This window comes from Algoriphagus namhaensis (assembly GCF_042649705.1).
GTDB lineage: Bacteria > Bacteroidota > Bacteroidia > Cytophagales > Cyclobacteriaceae > Algoriphagus > Algoriphagus namhaensis.
Window position 1 is genome coordinate 62,509 of sequence record NZ_JBHRZS010000003.1, and the last position, 19,341, is coordinate 81,849.

The following is a 19,341-nucleotide window of genomic DNA, read 5'->3' on the forward strand; positions in this document are numbered from 1 at the left end:
AAAAGCCGCCTTTTTGTTTAATCAAGTTTGCCAGTTGGCTCATTAAAATTGCCTATCACTTTGGCGCCACTATTGATGATGACATCGCCATAGATGTAAACTTCATTTTCATCTCCCACAAATTCTAGGGTCGCTCCGCTAGTTAATTTAAGATCTCCGTAAATCACCGTCGATCCTGAAAGCCTCAAGGTTGAATTACTACCAACATTCAGGCTCGTATTTTTCTTGAATTGTCCAAAAATAAAGGAACCATAGACTTCCATCAATCCACCGCTGTCAACATTAAGATTACTTTGAATAGCTAAAGAGCCACAAAACAGAAATTCACCTCCAATATTCACATTTTTAAGTGAGGTAGTTCCTCCATATCCCTCGGATTCATTCGTGTTTATGTTCAAGTTATCGCTGCCTTCATATTTTGGAAGATCTTCGCATCTTTCTTCATCATAGTCTTCATCCACTTCTTGGATTTTGAGAATTTGAAGTCCTCCCGCACCGGTAGCTACGAAAACGAAACCTTCCTCATTTTTCACAAAATTGGAGGATCCGTCCAGGTCTAGGATGCCATAAAGTTTGAATTCATCTTCATCATCGACGTCAGCGATGGAAATCCCTGCAGCCCCATTGGCCATAAAAAGAAGATCATCGTCTATAGATACAGCATTGGTTACTATATCTCCTGGCTCTACGTTTTCTGGATTGATCGGTATGGCGATTTTAGAGATCAAGTTTCCATTGGAAAGTCTATAAATACCTGCACCTTCACCTCCTTCAGCTACAAAAATACGTCCATCTTCGATTTGAATAATTCGCTTTGCACCTGCTTCTTGAGCATCAATAGCGATAGAGCCTACCTCCGCAAGAGTGCCAGAGTTTAGGATTTTTATACCTTCGCTACCGCTGAGAATTACAATTCTATTGTCGTCATTATCCACCCCTCTAAGGTCGGTCATAGGGAATTCATTCGAGACATTTTGATTGATATCGAAAATGGTCAATAGACCATTGTTTCCGCTCACAAGTGCAGTAAAATCAGATGCAGTACTCACATCCGTGCCAACAAACCCAGCAACTGAATAAATTGAAAAGTCTGAAGTGAATTGTCCGTCATTTACGGAAACTACACCAAGATTGGCTGGCTCTGTAGCTTTTTCATCGTTGTCTACATCGATAGCCAAAGCCAAAAAAAGCTGTCCATTTCTATATTCCAAAGCACTTACATCCGCATTTTTGAAAATAGCTTGACTTACTATTTTTGGGTCATAAGCATTTGAAATATCAATAATTTCTACTCCTCCTAAGTAGGTACTACCCTCGGTATTATAGCTAACATATGCATATTTACCGTCAATATCCACATGAGTAGCGCGGAGTATTTTTCCCTCATATACCGGAGATGGCGCCTGAGATACTAAGATTAGTGATATCTCATCTGCATCTTCGAGAATCCTGCCACCTGATGAGGATATGTTGGTGATTCCTACTACTCCTGTGCCATCCAGAGTTAATCTTGAACTTAGTTCCTCTGCATTTGTATTTATCAGGATATTTGGGTCATTTATTGGCCCGTCGGGGTCATTATTGCACGAAAATGCAAAAATACTGACTAGAGCCAGTGTGAGTAACTTCTTCTTCATTTTGCCTAAATAACAGGTTGTCTTATTAAATATGTTTTTTATTTCTATTTAAATGAATTATATAACAAGAAAAATTATAATAACTCTTAAAAAAGTTAAATATTATATACAAGTATATTATTTTGGTATTTATTTTAAAATAAATATTTAGATTATTTTTATAAGACTAATAAAAAAAGCCCCTGATTTTAGGGGCTTTTTCCTAAGAGTTAAAATACGGTTATCGTCGCAAGATCACTTTATGATATTCTCGATAGATACCCCATGAGATCTCAATAGTGTATACTCCCGCGGCCCTGTTTATAAAGTATTGACTAACCTCCCTGCCTATTGTGGCAAGATTTTGCTTATCAAAAGTTTCAAACTGACCTGTTGGTGCTATCACCCTGACAGTAATCTCTTCATCTCCATAGAAGGCCGCGTCAAGTAGCTCAATGTTGAAAGGATCACCTGTGGTAGGGTTCGGATAAACTCTCCAGCGTGTTACTCCAGGTAATGGCTCTACTTGAATGGCTCGAGTTTCGCTATAGCTTGTATCTCCATCAAAGTCAAACTGCTTAAGTCTATAGAAAATATTTCCACCGGCGACAGGAAGTCGGGTATCTCTGTAGTCATACACCGTAACTTCGTCAGAGTAGCCAGCACCTTTATGCTCGCCTATGATTTCCCAGTTTCTTGTATCATTGACTGATCTCTGAATTTCAAATCGATCATTTTCCCACTCCTTGGCAGTAGCCCAAGAAAGGTCTCCTGCGCGTAAGTTTCGATTATATTCGGCTTCGAAATACAAGTATTCGACGGGGAGGATACGGAAGTTTTCATAGACAATAAAGACAACTCCTTGCCCCCCTGCACCGCCTCCTAGCCTACCTGCTCCACCACCTGATCCGGTGTAAATGGTGCCATCACCCCCGACACCGCTATTGCTCGCAGTACCTCCCAAGATTACTCCATCAACTTCTCCTCCCAAGCCTTCTCTGTCAGCTTGTCCATTAAAATTAAAGCCTATACCACCACCACCAGCACCATAGCCGAATGAGGTAACGCTCAGGGCGAAACTTGAACCATCGCCTCCGTCTCCAGCCCGTGATTGACCTACACCAGAACCACTGCCATTTTCGCCCACTTCACCAACTCCACCACCGCCACCGCCGCCACGTGCATGATTTGGTTGATTTCCTCGGCCTCCGCGCCCACCACTATGACCTTGACCAGCTATACCTGATCCACCTTGTCCAGCAGTATCATTAGTTTGATCACTGTATGCGCCACCACCTCCAGACGCACCGCTCAGACCATCCAAATTGTTAAAGGACCCACCGCCACCGCCGCCTTGAGCATTAAGGTTAATGGATATATTTCCACTTTGATCTGGGATTGTACCAGTCACAGTTGTATTGTTTCCGCTGTTTCCTTTGACATTGACAGTAGTCGCACCGGTTCCACCCTCGCCTATATTTATGTTTATCGAGTTTCCTCCAGCGATTCCAGATGGATTTGTGCTAGTGACTGTTGTAGAAGTGAAACCACCAGCACCACCACCACCAGCTGTTGGACCCATACCACCACCACCACCACCACCAATGGCATAGACGCTGAATTCTACCAATCCTTCAGGAATTTCCCATGTATCATCACAATTAAATCTGATGACTGTGGTTCCTGTTTTTGCTCCATCATCAATTACTTCAATGCAATCTGCGCTATTCGGATCAGGACAGGTGTATGAAATGATTACTTCTCCATTTGCTCCTGGGCCACCTTGTCCTTGAACATAGATTAAGCTGGTTGATTGGAGATCCGTCTGGGTAGGGTCTCGAGTCACATAGGTGTCTCTTCCTGTTCCTGTGGCTCCACCTTCACCGATGAAAACACCTAAAGGTTCCCCAGGAGTTACTGGTATTGTAATAAGATCTGTGGCCCCCGAAGTACCGCCACCAGTAGCGGTGATAGTTATTTCAAAGATCCCTGCGGGGACATAGAAAGTGCCATCTTGGTCATAGTTAGCTCCACATAGACTGAAGAGAGCAGTATTGTTTGCGTTGATTGGTACTATACATACATCAGTTGTTTTCTGAATACTCAGAATCTCTATTGTATATACATCAACTGTTAGGTCTGTAAGAGGAATAGTTGGGAATACACCTCGACCATTTGTTACACTAAATGGAGCGGATGTTGCGGTTACAGGAGGTGGAGTACCGTCATCAAGTTCATAGGTTACCACATACTCACCGTTTGGCAAATCCGCAGGGTTACCATTGATGATAATCCTAGCCGAACCACCTGAGAATGTAGCAGAAACGGCAGAAATAGAAGTAAGTTGATAATTTGGTGTTACGTCTATTGTTCCTGTAGCAGTTAGACCATTTGTGCAATTACCTGTAAGGGGGATTGAGTATGAATACAATCCAGGTGTAGCCCCAGAAACATTTCCAGAAAATTCAATTTCACCTGTTGAGGGATTGAAATTCGCATTCACTCCTGGAGGCAAACCTGTAGGGGTACCGATTCCTATTACACCCATAGTAGGTTGTGTGAAAGGATTCAACACGGGACTACTTATACAAACACTTGGGAACGGAACAGAAGTATCGCCCACCGTGGCAAGAGGTTCTACTAGTGTCGTACTTGTTGCGGAGGTTACAGCCTGACAGCCGTTACTGCTGTTTGTGTAGCTCACGGTTACAGTTTTAGTACCTGCACTTTGCCACAAAAGTGTTACAGAATTACTGTTTGCACCTGTCCCACCTGAAGTAATGGTATAATCTGAGCCAGGTGTCCCGGGTATAGTCCAAGTGTAATTGCTCTGACCCGGCTGCGTTGTGTAAGTAACAGGGTCAATTTCAGCACATACTTGAGCTGGGGGAGATGAAGTGAACGTTGGAAAAGGTAAAGGATCGACCCTTACCACATAGTCAGTATTAGTTCCTGAACATCCATTAGCCACAGGTATAATGGTATAGGTCACTGTTCCCTGTGTAGTTCCCGAATTGGAAATAGTTTCGACTGGGATGGGACCAGATCCACTTGCGCTAAAGCCAGATATATCTGTAGAGGATGCACTAGCTGTCCAGTTGAAAATAACTCCTGAAACATCGGATGTGAGGTCAACTTGGGTAGTGCTTCCACCTGAACAAATCGTTTGGGTTAAGGAAGTATTAGTAACTGTCGGAACGGGATTAACTACGACAGTATAAGTTGCAATCGGACCGTTGCACCCATTGGCCGAGGGAGTGATTTCATAGGTAACAGTACCTGGGGTTGATTCAGAAGTTGTAATCGATTGGACGGGGATAGGTCCAGATCCATTTGCTGCAAACCCAGAAACACCTGATGTTGCGGTTGCAGTCCAAGTGAACGCCGTTCCAGAAACATCTGAAGTTAGGTTTACTTCAGTAGTATTTTGACCTGAACAAATTGTTTGGGTTAATGATGCATTGGTAACTGTTGGAATTGGGTTCACTACAACAGTATAGGTTGCGATCGGGCCATCACAAGAATTGGCTGATGGAGTGATTTCATAGGTAACAGTGCCTGGGCTTGACTCTGTGGTTGAAATTGTTTGCACAGGAATGGGGCCAGATCCACTTGCTGTAAACCCAGATACACCTGCCGTTGCTGTAGCGGTCCAGTCAAATGTAGTTCCTGAAACATCTGAAGTAAGGATAACCTCTGTTGTGCTTCCACCCGAGCATACTTCTTGCGTTAACGAAGAATTGGTTACTGTTGGTAGTGGATCGACAAATACCGTATAATTTATTGAAGGACCAGTACAGCCATTGGCTGATGGTATTATTTCATAAGTAACTGAGCCCTGAGTTGTACCGGTCGTAGATATGGTTTCTATTGGAATTGGTCCAGATCCACTTGCTGTAAAACCAGAAACACCCGCTGTTGCCGTAGCAGTCCAATCGAAGGCAGTCCCTGCAACACCAGAAGTAAAGATAACTTCTGAAGTACTACCCCCTGAACAAATGGTTTGATCTAAATCTGTGTTGGTGACAGTTGGGATTGGATTGACGGTAAATTGACCAGAAACTGATGAAGTATCATCCGGGCCACAATCACTTGAAACTACCACGAAGTAATAATAAGTGCCAAGTGTGGCAGGAGGTGTAAATGTGTTCGAATTTGGCCCTATCGCCGTGATGTTTCCTATAGTTGTGGAATTCTGATCGTTTTGATACCATTGGTAAGTCAAGGTTCCTGTGCCATCTGCAGTTACTGAGATTGAGCTAAAGCTATCTCCATCGCAAATTGTTTGCCCAGCTAAATCCTCATCCGTGATCTCAGTTAGAGGAGTTACAGTAAATGCTCCAGAGACATCTGTAGGGACTGTTCCACAGTTACTTGACCCCGTCGCATAATAGTATAAGGTTCCAACAGTAGTTGATGGAGGTGTAAAATCAGGATCGGTTGCGCCTGGAATTAAAGTTCCTCCAGTATTGGATGGAGATGTATTACTATACCATTGGTAACTAATTGTACCTTCACCTGATGCCAAAACAGTAAGTTGAGGGAATGTTCCGCCTTGGCAGGTGGTTTCATCATCCGTAGAAGGATGCGTATCAATCACTGTCTCTGGAGGGTTTACTCTGTACTGACCTGATAGATCAGAGACAACTGTTCCACAAAAACCTGTTACAACAACATAATAATAATTGATTCCTTCTGGAGTGGATGGAGGTAAAAATGAGCTTGATGTTGCGCCAGAAACAGGTGTTCCTGGGTTTGTTGCAATATCTGAATTGTCAGGTTTTGCATACCACTGATATGTTAATTGTCCGCCAACAGCATTTACTGTAAGCGGGGTGTCAAAACCATCACCGAAGCATTCTACATAATCAGAAGGATCAGGCTGTGTTGTAATAGCAGTAATGGGGTTTACGGTTACCGAGAGGCTAAAATCATCACCGGCACAAGATCCTGAGGTAGGAGTGACGGTATAGACTGCGACCAAAGGAGCATTGGTTGTATTGGTTAAGGTTCCGGTAATTGAGGTCCCACTTCCGGATGAAGCCCCAGTGATTCCCGCAGGAATAGACTGCGGTGTCCAATTGTAGGTTGTTCCAGCAGGGACGATTCCATCTCCACCTTGGCTTGGTGTGATGTTAAAGGTACCTCCAGTACAAATTTCATTGGTAAGGTCGTTAATGCTTGGTTCCGGATCTACAGTTACAGTAACTTCAAAGGTATTCCCAGTACATCCACCTGAGCTTGGAGTAACAATGTAAGTAGCGGTCTGAGAGGAATTAGTTGGATTGGTCAAAGCACCTGTGATTGCATTTCCACTGCCCGCAGCTCCTCCAGTCATTCCTCCGGTGACTGACGGAACTCCCCAAGTGTAGGTTGTTCCGGCCGGAACAATTCCATTGATTCCATTGACAGGCGTTACCGTAAAAGACTCTTCACTGCAGACGGTTTCAATCATGGCAGTAATATCGGGTTCTGGACTTACGGTTATTGTCACTGTAAAATCAGAACCGCCACAAGTTGCCGAGGAGGGGGTAACGGTATACTCTACGGTCTGACTGGCGTTCGTTGGATTAGTCAAGGTACCCGTGATTGTACTTCCACTTCCTGAGGTAGCTCCGGTCACTCCGCCTGTTACTGAGGCGACAATCCACGAATAGGTAGTTCCGGAAGGGATAACGCCATTAGTTCCGTTTTGGGGATCCACTGTAAATGATTCCCCACTACAAACAGATTGTGAAATATCAGTGATATTAGGCTCAGGGTCTACCGTTACGGACACACTAAAATCATCACCGGGACAAGATCCTGAGGTAGGTGTGACCGTGTAGACCGCCACCAAAGGAGCATTGGTTGTATTGGCTAAGGTTCCGGTAATTGAGGTCCCGCTTCCAGATGCAGCCCCTGTGATTCCCGCGGGAATAGACTGCGGCGTCCAATTGTAGGTTGTTCCCGCTGGGACGATTCCGTCTGCACCTTGGACAGGTGTGATGTTGAAGGTAGCTCCAGTACAAATTGCATCGGTAAGGTCGTTAATGCTTGGTTCTGGATTTACAGTTACCGTAACTTCAAAGGTGTCCCCAGTACACCCAGCTGAGCTTGGAGTAACAATGTAAGTCGCTGTCTGAGCAGTATTAGTTGGATTGGTTAAAGTACCTGTGATTGCATTTCCACTGCCCGCAGCTCCTCCAGTCATTCCTCCGGTGACTGACGGAACTCCCCAAATGTAGGTTGTTCCGTCCGGAACAATTCCATTGATTCCATTGACAGGCGTTACCGTAAAAGACTCTTCACTGCAGACTGTATCAGTCATGGAAGTAATATCGGGTTCTGGACTTACGGTTATTGTCACTGTAAAATCAGAACCGCCACAAGTTACCGAGGAGGGGGTAACGGTATACTCTACGGTCTGACTGGCGCTCGTTGGATTAGTCAAGGTACCCGTGATCGTACTTCCACTCCCTGAGGTAGCCCCGGTTACTCCGCCTGTTACTGAGGAGACAATCCACGAATAGGTAGTTCCGGAAGGGATGACGCCATTAGTTCCGTTTTGGGGATCCACTGTAAATGATTCCCCACTACAAACAGATTGTGAAATATCGGTGATGTTAGGCTCAGGGTCTACCGTTACGGACACACTAAAATCATCACCGGGACAAGATCCTGAGGTAGGAGTGACGGTATAGACTGCGACCAAAGGAGCATTGGTTGTATTGGTTAAGGTTCCGGTAATTGAGGTCCCGCTTCCAGATGCAGCCCCTGTGATTCCAGCAGGAATAGACTGCGGCGTCCAATTGTAGGTTGTTCCCGCTGGGACGATTCCGTTTGCACCTTGGACAGGTGTGATGTTGAAGGTGTCTCCATTACAGGTTTCGATAGTTAAGTCATCAATGGTAGCCTTTGGACTCACAGTGACAGTAACAGGGAAATCATCACCAACGCAACCATTGGCCGTGGGTGTAACGGTATAAGTTGCGAATTGAACAGTATTTGTTGGATTGGTCAAAGCGCCTGTGATTGCACTTCCACTGCCCGCAGCTCCTCCAGTGATGCCACCGGTAACCGAAGGCGCGTCCCAAACATAAGTGGTACCGGCAGGGATTACGCCGTCTATACCATCAACCGGAATAAGAGAGAAGGAATCTTCACTACAGATTGTCGTGAACAAATCATCTACCTCAGGTAGTGGGATAATTGTGACCGTCCCATTCCTGGTTAAGGTGATTCCATAGGGAGTGAGTGCCTCTATTTCATAAGTACCATCAGCTGTGGGCGTTCCCGAATAGGTGACAGTTCCTGTTGTAGTATCAAAAGATGGACTAAGTCCAGGAGGGGAATTACTGAAAGTCATTGAAGACCCGAGAGGCACCGTGTAGGTTGTTTCGATGATTGGGTCTCCCTCACAGACAGATTGGTTGTCAGTTCCGATTGCAGAAGTAAGTTGGATATAGGATATTCGGATTTGTCCATTACCTCCATAACCTCCAACGATTTCTGTACCGGAGGCATTGTTTCGTACTGATCCACCACCACCACCACCAGGTGCAGTTCCATCATCTCCACGCCCTTGTCCACCCTGACCATTTCCGCTCTGTTTTCCAGCCCCCCCATTACCTCCTCCAAAAGGAGCTGTGGCTCCAGGTCTTCCAATGGCATTGACTCCATCTGCGAAAGAACCAGCTGAAGATCCACCACCACCTCCATTACCTGAGACAACATTTCCTCCATTTCCCCCGCTATTTCTAACATCCCCGTATCCATCTGCCTTAGCCCCACCAGCCGCACCAGTTGTAGCATTTATTGCAGGAGAATTACCGCCTTTGGCCATTAAAGTAGTGGGATTAAAGAACCAAGTATCCTCACCTGGTGCCGTAGTAAGAGAGCCGAATCCAACGTAGTAATCTATCTCCTGTCCTGCGCTTACTGTAAATACGCTTCGAGAATAAGCTCCACCACCGCCACCTGCTGCTGCACCATTGGAACCTTGTCTTGTACCTCCGCTTCCCCCAGCCCCCCATACTTCTACAGTAATAGAATTTACTCCTGAGGGTACAACAAACTTTCGAATAGCAGGGTCTGGCGTTGTAATGATTTGAGTTTGAGCATAGGAATCCAAGGCCCAAATACTCAGGCAAAAAAGTATTAGAAAGAAAGGATTAAATCGCACTTTCATTTTTTCAAGACTAGTAAAATGTAATTCAAAGTCTTATTTCTGTATTTCGAATTTACATTTGATTTTTTCGAAATACATACTTTTTCAAATAAAATATGGTTTAAGTGCTTGATTTTCTGAACTTCGAGGGTAGATTTTTACCATATAAGTTAATTTAGTTACAATATTTTGATTTCCAATTACACTTTAACTTATTCAAAAAGAATAATATTCTGAATTTTTTTATTTTGGGCTTTGAATATACAAAAAAAATTAAATAAAAAATATTTTATTCTTTACACTCACATGAAGTAGAGTATTTTAACTCGTGTTTTTTTAGCTTAAAAATTAAGAGATAAAAGGCTTCCCTTACCTTCTCAATATCACCTTGTGATACTCTCGGTTTTCTCCCCAAGAAATTTCTATGGTATATACTCCAGCCGCCTTGCCTCTGAAATAGTCACTGACTTGTGCACCCATATTTCTGATTTCCAGAACAGGGATGAATTCATACTGACCGGAAGGAGCAATTACTCTCAATGTGATCGGCTCATCTCTATAGGCTGATGGGTCAAGGATTTCTATATTGAATGGATCTCCGCTCGTCGGATTAGGGTATGCCCTCCAATGTGTCACACCTGGTACTGGCTCCACTTTAATGGCACGAGTCTCGCTGTAGGCAAAATCCCCATTAAAATCATTTTGTTTTAGGCGATAAAAAATATTGCCTCCGGCAAGTGGAATGTCTCGGTCTTGGAATGAATATTCAACAAACCCATCGGAATAGCCCTGGCCCTCAACACGTCCTACAGTTTCCCAATTGCTTACACTACTGACGGCTCGCTCAATACTAAAATGGGAATTTTCCCACTCCTTTGCGGTCTCCCAAGAAATTTTTGAGGACCTTAACTTAGGCTGGTATGTGACATCAAATTTGGAAAACTCCACTGGAAGTAATCGGTAAATTATTTGGACAATTACTATTCCATCAGCTCCATCTCCACCATTTGTTCCACCGCCTCCCCCACCGGAGCCCGTATTGGGGGAACCATTTCCCCCAACTCCGGTGCTACCATTTCCTCCTCCACCAAGACCTCCTGATCCTCTGGAAGTAGTTCCATTTGCACCTCCACCTGCACCATATCTGCCCGTAAACTGAGGGAGTGAGATTCCTTGTCCTCCATTTCCACCAGCACCGCTAGAAGTTCCTGAGGTACCAGTACTTCCCGCACCTCCGCCCCCGCCACCGGCAGCACTTGTAGGGTTAGATGGATTAAAAAAACCATTTGAACCGGGGTTCAAATAAGAGGTGCCTCCGCCTATACCAAAACTCGATCCACCTCCGGCTCCAGGCCCTGCTTGGCTTGCTGGGGATAATCTAGCCCCCCCGCCACCTCCAGAGCCTCCTAATAAACCATCTGGTTGTGCACTTGTCCTTCCACCACCGCCACCACCAAGTGCGATGTAGTTTCCTGCAAAAGTACCAGAATTTAAAGTTACTACAGTATTAGAGCCAGATCCTCCCCTCTGGTTGCTGTTTAGTGCTCCTCTTCCTCCTGCACCAATGTTGATGGTTAATGAAGCTCCAAGATTTAAGTCAATATTGATGACCTTGACTTCACCGCCACCACCTCCTCCAGCAGCAAGACCTCCACCGCCACCGCCACCGCCACCAACTATCAAAATATCTACACTAGCAACTGCAAAAATCTCACTATTTGCATCAAAGCCGGTAATGTCATTTAGATTAGTAATGTTTGTAGTTCCAGAAGTGGTATATGTCCGAATAACTGAGACTTCACGCACATACTGCCCAAAGGCAAAGCCTGGGATCAGAAGAAATAGAACTATGAAAAACTGCCGCAAGGGTTCAATGATAGGTTCTTGTCATATTAAACCGCAACAGGGTGTAAATGTTACGGTTAGGGTGACACAAAGGTATTTAATTTTCAGGGGTTTAAAGCAAAAAACCCTGTTTAATAAAACAGGGTTTCAATTATTATTTCAACAGGTCTGGACTACCCATTCATACTGATCAAAAATTCAGCATTGTCGCGAGTTCCTTTCATTCGCTGTAAGAGGAATTCCATGGACTCCTGAGCGGTCATATCGCTCATTAGCTTGCGGAGTATCCATACGCGCTGCATTTCTTCTTTGTCCATAAGCAGATCTTCTCTTCGAGTTCCAGATCCCAAGACATCGATCGCAGGATATATTCTTCTATTGGCAAGCTTACGATCCAAGGCAAGTTCCATATTACCTGTGCCTTTGAATTCCTCAAAGATCACTTCGTCCATTTTCGAACCTGTTTCTACCAAGGCAGTAGCAATAATGGTCAATGAACCGCCATTTTCTACATTTCGAGCAGCTCCGAAGAATCGCTTTGGCTTGTGCAATGCATTCGCATCCACACCACCAGAAAGAATCTTTCCAGAACTTGGTACCACTGTATTATGCGCTCGGGCAAGTCTGGTGATCGAATCCAAGAGGATTACCACATCATGACCAACTTCTACCATTCTCTTGGCTTTTTCCAAAACGATATTGGAAACCTTCACATGTCGATCTGCCGTCTCGTCAAAGGTGGAAGAAATTACCTCTGCATTCACCGAACGTGCCATATCCGTCACTTCTTCAGGTCGCTCATCAATCAAAAGGATCATGAGGTGAACCTCTGGGTGGTTTTGGGTAATCGCATTGGCGATCTGCTGAAGCAGTACGGTTTTACCCGTCTTTGGCTGCGCCACGATCATTCCTCGCTGACCTTTTCCGATCGGAGCAAAGAGATCCAATACTCTAGTCGAAAACTTGTCGGGAGTGGTGCTTAGATTTAATCTTTCCTCAGGGAAAAGTGGAGTCAAATACTCAAAAGGAACACGATCCCGGATTTCCTCGGTAGTCTTTCCGTTTACTGTGATTAGTTTGAGTAGAGCGAAATACTTTTCTCCCTCTTTAGGTGGGCGAATCGAGCCTTTGATATGATCACCCGTTTTCAAACCAAAAAGTTTTACTTGGCTTGGTGATACGTAAATATCATCGGGAGAAGCGAGATAGTTGTAGTCTAGCGATCGAAGGAAGCCGTATCCTTCTTGCATCATTTCGAGTACACCTTCATTTTCGATGACTCCGTCAAATTCACGAACATTCAATTGAGGCTTTCTGCGGCCATTGTTAGAATCGTTGCTATTTTGATCGTCTTGATTTCTATTGTGATTTCTTCGACGATTGTCTTGCTCATCCCGATCGGCTTTTGGTGCATCTGAGTTGGTTTCTACCGCTGTTGCCTCATTGCCTGGGTTAGGATCTACGACTTTTTTGCGTGGGCGGAAGGTTTTGCTATCCTCAGTAGATTCTGGGGAAGCTTGCTCCGGCTTTTCTCTGCGATCAGCTACGGGTCTTTTTTCTTTCCGTTCTGGTCTTGGTTTGGGGTCACGCTTTGGCTTTGGACCCTCAGTGTTTTCTTTTTCCTCAGATTTTGGAATTTCTGTCACATTTTGACGTCTAAACTTAGGCTTGTACTGCTCGTCGTCATTTTCTGGGGAGGCTGCTTTGCGAGCTGGTTCTTCCGGAGCTTTTTCGGGTGAGGGTGCTTCGGTTACTTCTGCTGCAGAAGGTTTCTTCTTTGGGAGGGCTTGCTCAGGGATGATGGCTTGCTGATCTAAAATCGCATAAACCAGTTCATCTTTTTTGAGATTTTTAAAGTTTTTTACTTTGAGCTCCTCAGCAATCTCTTTGAGTTCAGACAAAAGTCTGATTCTGAGTTCTTCTATGTTGTACATAAAAAGGGTATGAAATAAATAAAATGTAGAATCGTTATTCGGGATAATGAATGATTTTCTGAGCAAAAAATCTGCAAGAGAAACTCAAGCCAAAGTGGGCTGACTTGATCATTCACTGTGATGTCACAATATTACGCCTTGCCAATGGATTTAACAAATATTATTTTTTTGACTCTTTAAGATGTGAAATCAACTCATCACCTGCCTAAGGATAGGCATGGTCTTCCACACGAATTCCTGCCCAAGCTGTAGGGAATAAAAGTCCAGTAAATGATCCATTAGCGTTTGGCGTGAGGTTTTCGCTAGGACTTTGGTCGTTCCAAAACCGCTTCTCAAGGCATCCTCCAAGAAATCAATTACCTCTACAAGCTCCTCTGCAATGAATGGCTGTCCAAGGCTTTCTGTGAAAAAGCCTTTTCCTTTTTCTGGTGAAAAACCCAAATATTTAGCCTGATTGACCAGAAATATTAGTGGAAAATGCCCGATTCGCACCCGGGTACTATCCAAATGAAGTATGCTTTGGTAGAGAAAATCAAACAGACTTTCGTTTTGGTAGTCTTCATGAATGGACTTTGAAATCACTTCAGTAAGGAAAAGTGAAATGCCCATTCGTGGAAAGTCAAAAGGAATCCGTACCGGAGTGTGGAGCATTTTCGTCTCGGAGATTCGCTGAAGTCCACCGCCCTTTTTTTCGTAAACCACCAAATCTAAAAGACTCAGTGGCTGGTAAAATGCGATTTTGGATTGACCTCCTTTGCTGCGAACGCCATTGATGATATAGCTTTTGAGTCCAAGGTCACGGGTGAAGATTTTAGCAATAATGCTTGTCTCCTTATACTTAATATAACTGAGTGCGATGGCCTGTGTCTTGATCAGCATATCAAATGACTAAAAATTTTCCTGCAGCCCGCTGTCTTCCTGTGGGGTCAAAAACATATATTAAATATACTCCGGTAGTCAATCTTCTGCCAGATCCATCTTGGAGGTTCCAAGTGATTGATCCGCCTTTAGCTAAGGTCCGATAAACCGGCTTGCCCGAAGTATCCGTAATTAGTAGGTCTGAATCCTCCACCAATCCCTCGATGGTCAATAGCCCGCTAAAATCAGGTTGTACGGGATTAGGGAATATTTTTAGAGCCTCTAAATTTTGAAAAACGTCCTTTATACCCGTTCGTAATGAAATAAGTCCTTGAGGACAAAGCACAAAGAGTTGGCCATTAGCACCATCTACCTGAAGGTCCACGATTTGCCGATCGGGTAGGGGACTATTGCTTGGGGTGTAGGTTTGCAAAACTTGATCAAAATCTTCACTAAAGTGCCAAAGTCCTGACTGGCGAGTTCCTACAAAAAAGGTCTGATCAGGACTTTGTGCTAGGGATAATACCTCCTGTCCGGAAAAAACCGGAGCTCCATCAACTAAGGGCCGAACGGCCTCCAGATTTGTATTGGATTCTATTAAAGATGCCGAGGGCAAAAAGGCAATACCTCTGGCTGTGGCTAACCAAAGCCGGTCTCGCTGATCCAAATACGCATCGAAAACCTGATCATCTGGAAGGCCACCCAGTGAATTGCTCTGCCCAAAACTTCTGCTTTGGCCTGTTTCCGGGAAAAATAATCGCAACGTCCTTCCGAATCGATTTCCCTGAACAATCCAAAGTCGGGATTGGAGATCTGTGATAATGGATTTCGGAAGTAAAAGTCCAGGCACATCAACGGATCGAATTCCATCCGAAGAAAGCTCAAAGACTCTACTCACTTGGTCAAAAATCCCAATCCACAAACTCCCTCGAGCATCGGTTGCCAAAGCGCTAATGGGGAGATTATCTGGTCCTCCGGGAAGGGCAATTTGCTCCAGATCCCCATTTGCCCGCAGCACCCAAAGCCCACTAGTGGTGCCAAAATAGGCCTCATTTTGCCAAGTGATCGCAGTGGTAATGGAATCAGGACTGGTGATTTCCTGCCAAATCCTTTCAGACAAGAAACTGGCTTTGGCAGTGGATGAGCTATTTATCGTTCGATCCGAATCATAGCTTGCGGGAAGCGAGATGATTTGATTCTGAAGAAGCCCTACACCGAAACTTGGACTGGTAGGACCAGGAAAAACCAACGGTACGTTGGAGCCAGGAAGAAGTATTCCTTTACTTGGAAGCAGAATCGTGACGTCACTTTCATCTACCCAAAAATCAACAAAAGATTCTTGCGAATTGAAAATTTCTCTGAAATCTCCGCCCTCACCAAGTGAGAAAACGGCATTACCCTGCTGAAAATAAATTTGTGACTGTTGACTTTTAAGATTTGAAACTTCCGTGAGGCCAAAGATTTGTTGAATTCCTTCTTGGTTAAATTCAAAGAGCTCTCCGCTTTTGCTTAGTGCAAATTGAGCCTCCGACTCGATTAGTATTTGTTCCCAGGCCGTTTCTCCTGTATTTGGGATGGTTTGCCAGGATCGGAAATCCTTCAAATTGCTTGAATTGCTCGCAAAACGAATCCCTGCATCACTTGCTAGGTAGGTGTTGGATTCATTTTTGGCTACGCCAAAAATCGGTAGAGCCGATCCGCTTGGACCCAAGTTCAAGTAGCTGTCTTTGAAAATTCGATTTTGTGGATCGATTTCAGCAAAGCCAAAGTCTCCAGCAATCCAGATCTGCTCACCTTGCTTTGAAAAGGCATTGATGTTTTTATTTGGGATAAATTCATTTTCACTCAAACCAAAGAATGGAATTACGCTTCGCTCAGACACGAAATCGATCACCCCGTTTTGATGGGCGACCAAGAGTTGATTAGAATCATCGTCAAAGGCAAAAGACTGGAAGTTTTGGGTGGAGATCCCATCGAGTCGGGTGAGTTCATCAAGTTCGGCATTGGGACCAGAGTAGTAGAATAATCCGTTTTTTCCCAATGCAAAAAGGCTTCCCCGCTCACTACCGACTAGTTTGTTGCTTTGTGAATAGGATAAGTGAAATCTCCATTCACCAACGGCCTCTTGGCCAAAAGATGTAAACGATGGACAGAGGAGCGCGAGCGCGATGAATAATGAGCAAATTTTAGCTGAGGTCTTCATAAAAGCATTTTCTGCATCGAGCTTCATAGCTTTCTTTTTCACCCAGAAGTACTTTGTCTTCTTCATTGGAAAGGCGAAAAGAAAAAGACGCAAGATCTCCACATTTCATACAGATGGCATGAACCTTTGAGACATATTCTGAAATCGCCATCAGCTGTGGAACTGGCTCGAAAGGCTTCCCTCGAAAGTCCATATCCAATCCTGCCATGATGACCCTTTTTCCCTGAGCAGCTAATTTTTGCACCACTGAGATGATTTGGGAGTCAAAAAACTGTACCTCGTCGATTCCGATCACATCAGAGTCACCACTGAGTAAGAGAATGTCCTCGGCAAAGTTTACCGGAGTGGACCGAATTCGGGCATCATTATGCGAGACTACCTGATCATCTGCATAGCGCTTGTCAATGGAGGGTTTGAAAATTTCCACTTTTAGTCTAGCGATTTTGGCACGGTTGAGCCTACGGATCAGTTCTTCTGTTTTTCCAGAAAACATCGACCCACAGATCATTTCAATTTGTCCTTTTCTCTCCGGATGCTTTTTTCGGCCTAGACTTGGTTCTATAAACATATTACTCGCTGTATTCCAAATGTGGAAACTTGTTCCGATCTGCCACTCGGATGATTATTTTCCCACTCAAAAGAGTAGACTGGCAGGAGAGACGCTCCCCTGATTTCAACCTTCCTTGGGTCAAAAATAATTCCTCGCGGTCATTAATCGGGGAAAGATTTTCCTCTCCACCGACTAAAATCATTTTGCATGTAGTACATCGACCTTTTTTGCCGCAGGCATGCATCCAATCTATTCCATTTTCGTGAATTAAATCAATAACTTTACGATGGCTGGTGGTCGAAGAAATTTTGTAACCAAATAGGTTTTCAATGACGATTTCGGGCATCTGTACGTTAATTCAAAAATTACTCCTGATCAATGACAGACCAAATTAACAGCAATTATTTAGAAACATATGCCTCGAAGTACGCTTCTGAGGTTTGTAACAAGTTTTTTCAAGGGAGAAAATTCATAGGAGGACAAGAGATCATTGAGTTGACCAATAGCACTCAGGTGAATTTTTTTATTCTTAAAAGGCTTTTTGGCCTTTGGCAAGAAGAATTGGAGAAACTAAAGAGCAATCCTTTCTTCGATTACCGAGATATCACTGTCCATGAGGCCTTAACCCAGTTTATGAATGTCTTGTCCAAAAGGATTAAGGTGGAACGATCACATTTTGAGCCTTTACTAAAACAAGCCGTGCAAGATGCAGTGAAAGTGGCTACTGACCCCGTGACTTTTTACCAAAATGAGATTAAGCAAGCTCAGGATGATCATGTAAACGATTATCTGAAAGAGAACAAAAAATACTACAAGTGGCATGCCCCCGTGATCGCATTTTTAATAGATAAGACAGGCTTTGGATTGAACAAAGAACCCTACATCAAAGCGATTGCGGCCAATTATCAAGCGATTCAGGATGATTTGGAGTCGGTTAATCTATTGCTCGCTACCCTTGGAGATGTAGCTCCATTTGACTTGGATACCTATTTGCCGAAGGCTGCGGAAACCGCGGAAGTGGCTGAAGAGAATGACACCCAGGAATCTTCCTTTTTTGATCAAATCGAGGGGCAAGAAGAAGAAGTGAAAAAAGAGGCAGAGCCAAAGCCCGAGGTTGAAGCGCCTCAAAAAGAAGTGATGACACCACCTTCTTCAACCAAAGCCACGAAAATTCTAGATGCAGAACTGCTACGGAGACAATTTGAGACGGAATCCTATGTGGGGATGAAAGCTGCCGTAGCCACACTTTCAGAGGGATTGGCTATCAATCAGCGATTTATGTTTACGCGAGAACTTTTTGACGGCAATTCAGATCTACTCATGCATGCCTTGAAGCAAATTGATGAAAGTGGTAATTTCTTGTCCGCCATAGATCTAATCAATCTGCGCTTTGTTTCCGAGTTAAATTGGGATGCAGAGTCCGATGTGGTTAAAGAATTTCTTCAACTTGTCTACAGAAGATTTGACGATTGACCGATTAATTGAAGGATATCTGTTAAGGAATGACGAATTGAATCAGATTTTTGGCGTTGTAGGCTTAGCCGAATTTGTTTTAGTCAAAGATTCTTTTGAATTTAACCCGTAACTAAAGCGTCTTGATAGGACTGAATGGCTGATCCAGAGGAAGAATTTGAAAAAGAACCGAGGTTTGATGCTGGGCTCAACCCAGTGGACAATTATTGGTATTTGATTAACTATTTGAGAGATCTAATAAAAGCATCTGAGATCAAGGCAGGCTTGGTCCTTTCTTTTTATGGTCTTTTATTTAATTTTTTCTTCCAATTTTCAGAGGCGCTTTTTGAAAGTGCGGGAGAGGACTGGTTAGTCTACATTTTCATGATTTTCTGGTTCGTATTTAGCATTATCTCCATATACTTCAGTTTTCGTTGTTTCATGCCTCAAATTGAAGACAAATTTGATAAGACGGTATTCTTTTTTGGAGATATCCTTTCAGGATATGGAGGCATCAAAGAGTACGTCAAAGAGCTTGAGCGCGTGAGCACCAAGAGTGGGCTATTATGGGATCAGTTAGGGGAGCAGGTTTTTGTCAACGCCAAAATAACGGCTGCGAAATTCCGCAATGTTAACTTATCTATTAAGTATCTTTCTTTCAACATTGGCCTATTGTTTATTTTTATTTTGTATTATGCGATTAAAGCTTTCATTCAGAGCTAACCCGAAATGAC

Annotated in this window: 10 protein-coding genes; 2 read left to right on the plus strand and 8 right to left on the minus strand. The window is 43.9% G+C overall.

What is annotated here, in order from left to right:
• Positions 1–17 precede the first annotated feature (17 nt).
• The 8 genes from ACFOSV_RS01940 to ACFOSV_RS01975 form a co-directional block, all read right to left on the minus strand.
• The gene (locus tag ACFOSV_RS01940; protein WP_377902841.1) at positions 18–1,637 is read right to left on the minus strand and encodes a hypothetical protein; all 1,620 of its coding nucleotides are present in this window, start codon (positions 1,635–1,637) and stop codon (positions 18–20) included.
• A 220-nt stretch (positions 1,638–1,857) separates the two neighbouring features.
• Complete coding sequence (locus ACFOSV_RS01945; protein WP_377902844.1) at positions 1,858–9,786, minus strand: PKD-like domain-containing protein; 7,929 nt, start codon at positions 9,784–9,786, stop codon at positions 1,858–1,860.
• Positions 9,787–10,134: 348 nt separating this feature from the next.
• Positions 10,135–11,631 carry a glycine-rich domain-containing protein gene (locus ACFOSV_RS01950; RefSeq protein ID WP_377902846.1) on the minus strand — a complete coding sequence of 499 codons (1,497 nt, stop codon included), beginning with the start codon at positions 11,629–11,631 and terminating at the stop codon, positions 10,135–10,137.
• Between the two features lie 152 nt (positions 11,632–11,783).
• The gene (gene rho, locus ACFOSV_RS01955) at positions 11,784–13,544 is read right to left on the minus strand and encodes a transcription termination factor Rho (RefSeq protein WP_377902848.1); all 1,761 of its coding nucleotides are present in this window, start codon (positions 13,542–13,544) and stop codon (positions 11,784–11,786) included.
• Positions 13,545–13,733: 189 nt separating this feature from the next.
• Positions 13,734–14,423, minus strand: a complete 690-nt coding sequence (gene recO, locus ACFOSV_RS01960) for a DNA repair protein RecO (protein WP_377902850.1) — start codon at positions 14,421–14,423, stop codon at positions 13,734–13,736.
• 1 nt (position 14,424) lies between these two features.
• Positions 14,425–16,632 carry a type IX secretion system anionic LPS delivery protein PorZ gene (porZ, locus tag ACFOSV_RS01965; RefSeq protein WP_377902852.1) on the minus strand — a complete coding sequence of 736 codons (2,208 nt, stop codon included), beginning with the start codon at positions 16,630–16,632 and terminating at the stop codon, positions 14,425–14,427.
• Positions 16,589–17,173, minus strand: coding sequence for a thymidine kinase (locus ACFOSV_RS01970; protein WP_377902854.1), 585 nt, complete (start codon positions 17,171–17,173; stop codon positions 16,589–16,591). Before ACFOSV_RS01970 ends, porZ begins: the two co-directional genes overlap by 44 nt.
• A gap of 1 nt (position 17,174) precedes the next feature.
• Positions 17,175–17,501, minus strand: coding sequence for a 2Fe-2S iron-sulfur cluster-binding protein (locus tag ACFOSV_RS01975; protein WP_377902856.1), 327 nt, complete (start codon positions 17,499–17,501; stop codon positions 17,175–17,177).
• A gap of 32 nt (positions 17,502–17,533) precedes the next feature.
• Here ACFOSV_RS01975 and ACFOSV_RS01980 point away from each other — a divergent pair, with 32 nt between their 5' ends.
• Together ACFOSV_RS01980 and ACFOSV_RS01985 are read left to right on the plus strand one after the other, a co-directional pair.
• Positions 17,534–18,628, plus strand: coding sequence for a hypothetical protein (locus ACFOSV_RS01980; RefSeq protein ID WP_377902858.1), 1,095 nt, complete (start codon positions 17,534–17,536; stop codon positions 18,626–18,628).
• A 135-nt stretch (positions 18,629–18,763) separates the two neighbouring features.
• The gene (locus tag ACFOSV_RS01985) at positions 18,764–19,330 is read left to right on the plus strand and encodes a Pycsar system effector family protein (protein ID WP_377902860.1); all 567 of its coding nucleotides are present in this window, start codon (positions 18,764–18,766) and stop codon (positions 19,328–19,330) included.
• The last annotated feature ends 11 nt before the right edge of the window (positions 19,331–19,341 follow it).

What these genes read in the sequence shown, in the direction of transcription:
- ACFOSV_RS01940 (WP_377902841.1), bottom strand. Translation starts at nt 1,637, where the DNA reads ATGAAGAAGAAGTTACTCACACTGGCTCTAGTCAGTATTTTTGCATTT.
- ACFOSV_RS01945 (WP_377902844.1), bottom strand. Translation starts at nt 9,786, where the DNA reads ATGAAAGTGCGATTTAATCCTTTCTTTCTAATACTTTTTTGCCTGAGT.
- rho (WP_377902848.1), bottom strand. Translation starts at nt 13,544, where the DNA reads ATGTACAACATAGAAGAACTCAGAATCAGACTTTTGTCTGAACTCAAA.
- recO (WP_377902850.1), bottom strand. Translation starts at nt 14,423, where the DNA reads ATGCTGATCAAGACACAGGCCATCGCACTCAGTTATATTAAGTATAAG.
- porZ (WP_377902852.1), bottom strand. Translation starts at nt 16,632, where the DNA reads ATGAAGCTCGATGCAGAAAATGCTTTTATGAAGACCTCAGCTAAAATT.
- ACFOSV_RS01970 (WP_377902854.1), bottom strand. Translation starts at nt 17,173, where the DNA reads ATGTTTATAGAACCAAGTCTAGGCCGAAAAAAGCATCCGGAGAGAAAA.
- ACFOSV_RS01975 (WP_377902856.1), bottom strand. Translation starts at nt 17,501, where the DNA reads ATGCCCGAAATCGTCATTGAAAACCTATTTGGTTACAAAATTTCTTCG.
- ACFOSV_RS01980 (WP_377902858.1), top strand. Translation starts at nt 17,534, where the DNA reads ATGACAGACCAAATTAACAGCAATTATTTAGAAACATATGCCTCGAAG.
- ACFOSV_RS01985 (WP_377902860.1), top strand. Translation starts at nt 18,764, where the DNA reads ATGGCTGATCCAGAGGAAGAATTTGAAAAAGAACCGAGGTTTGATGCT.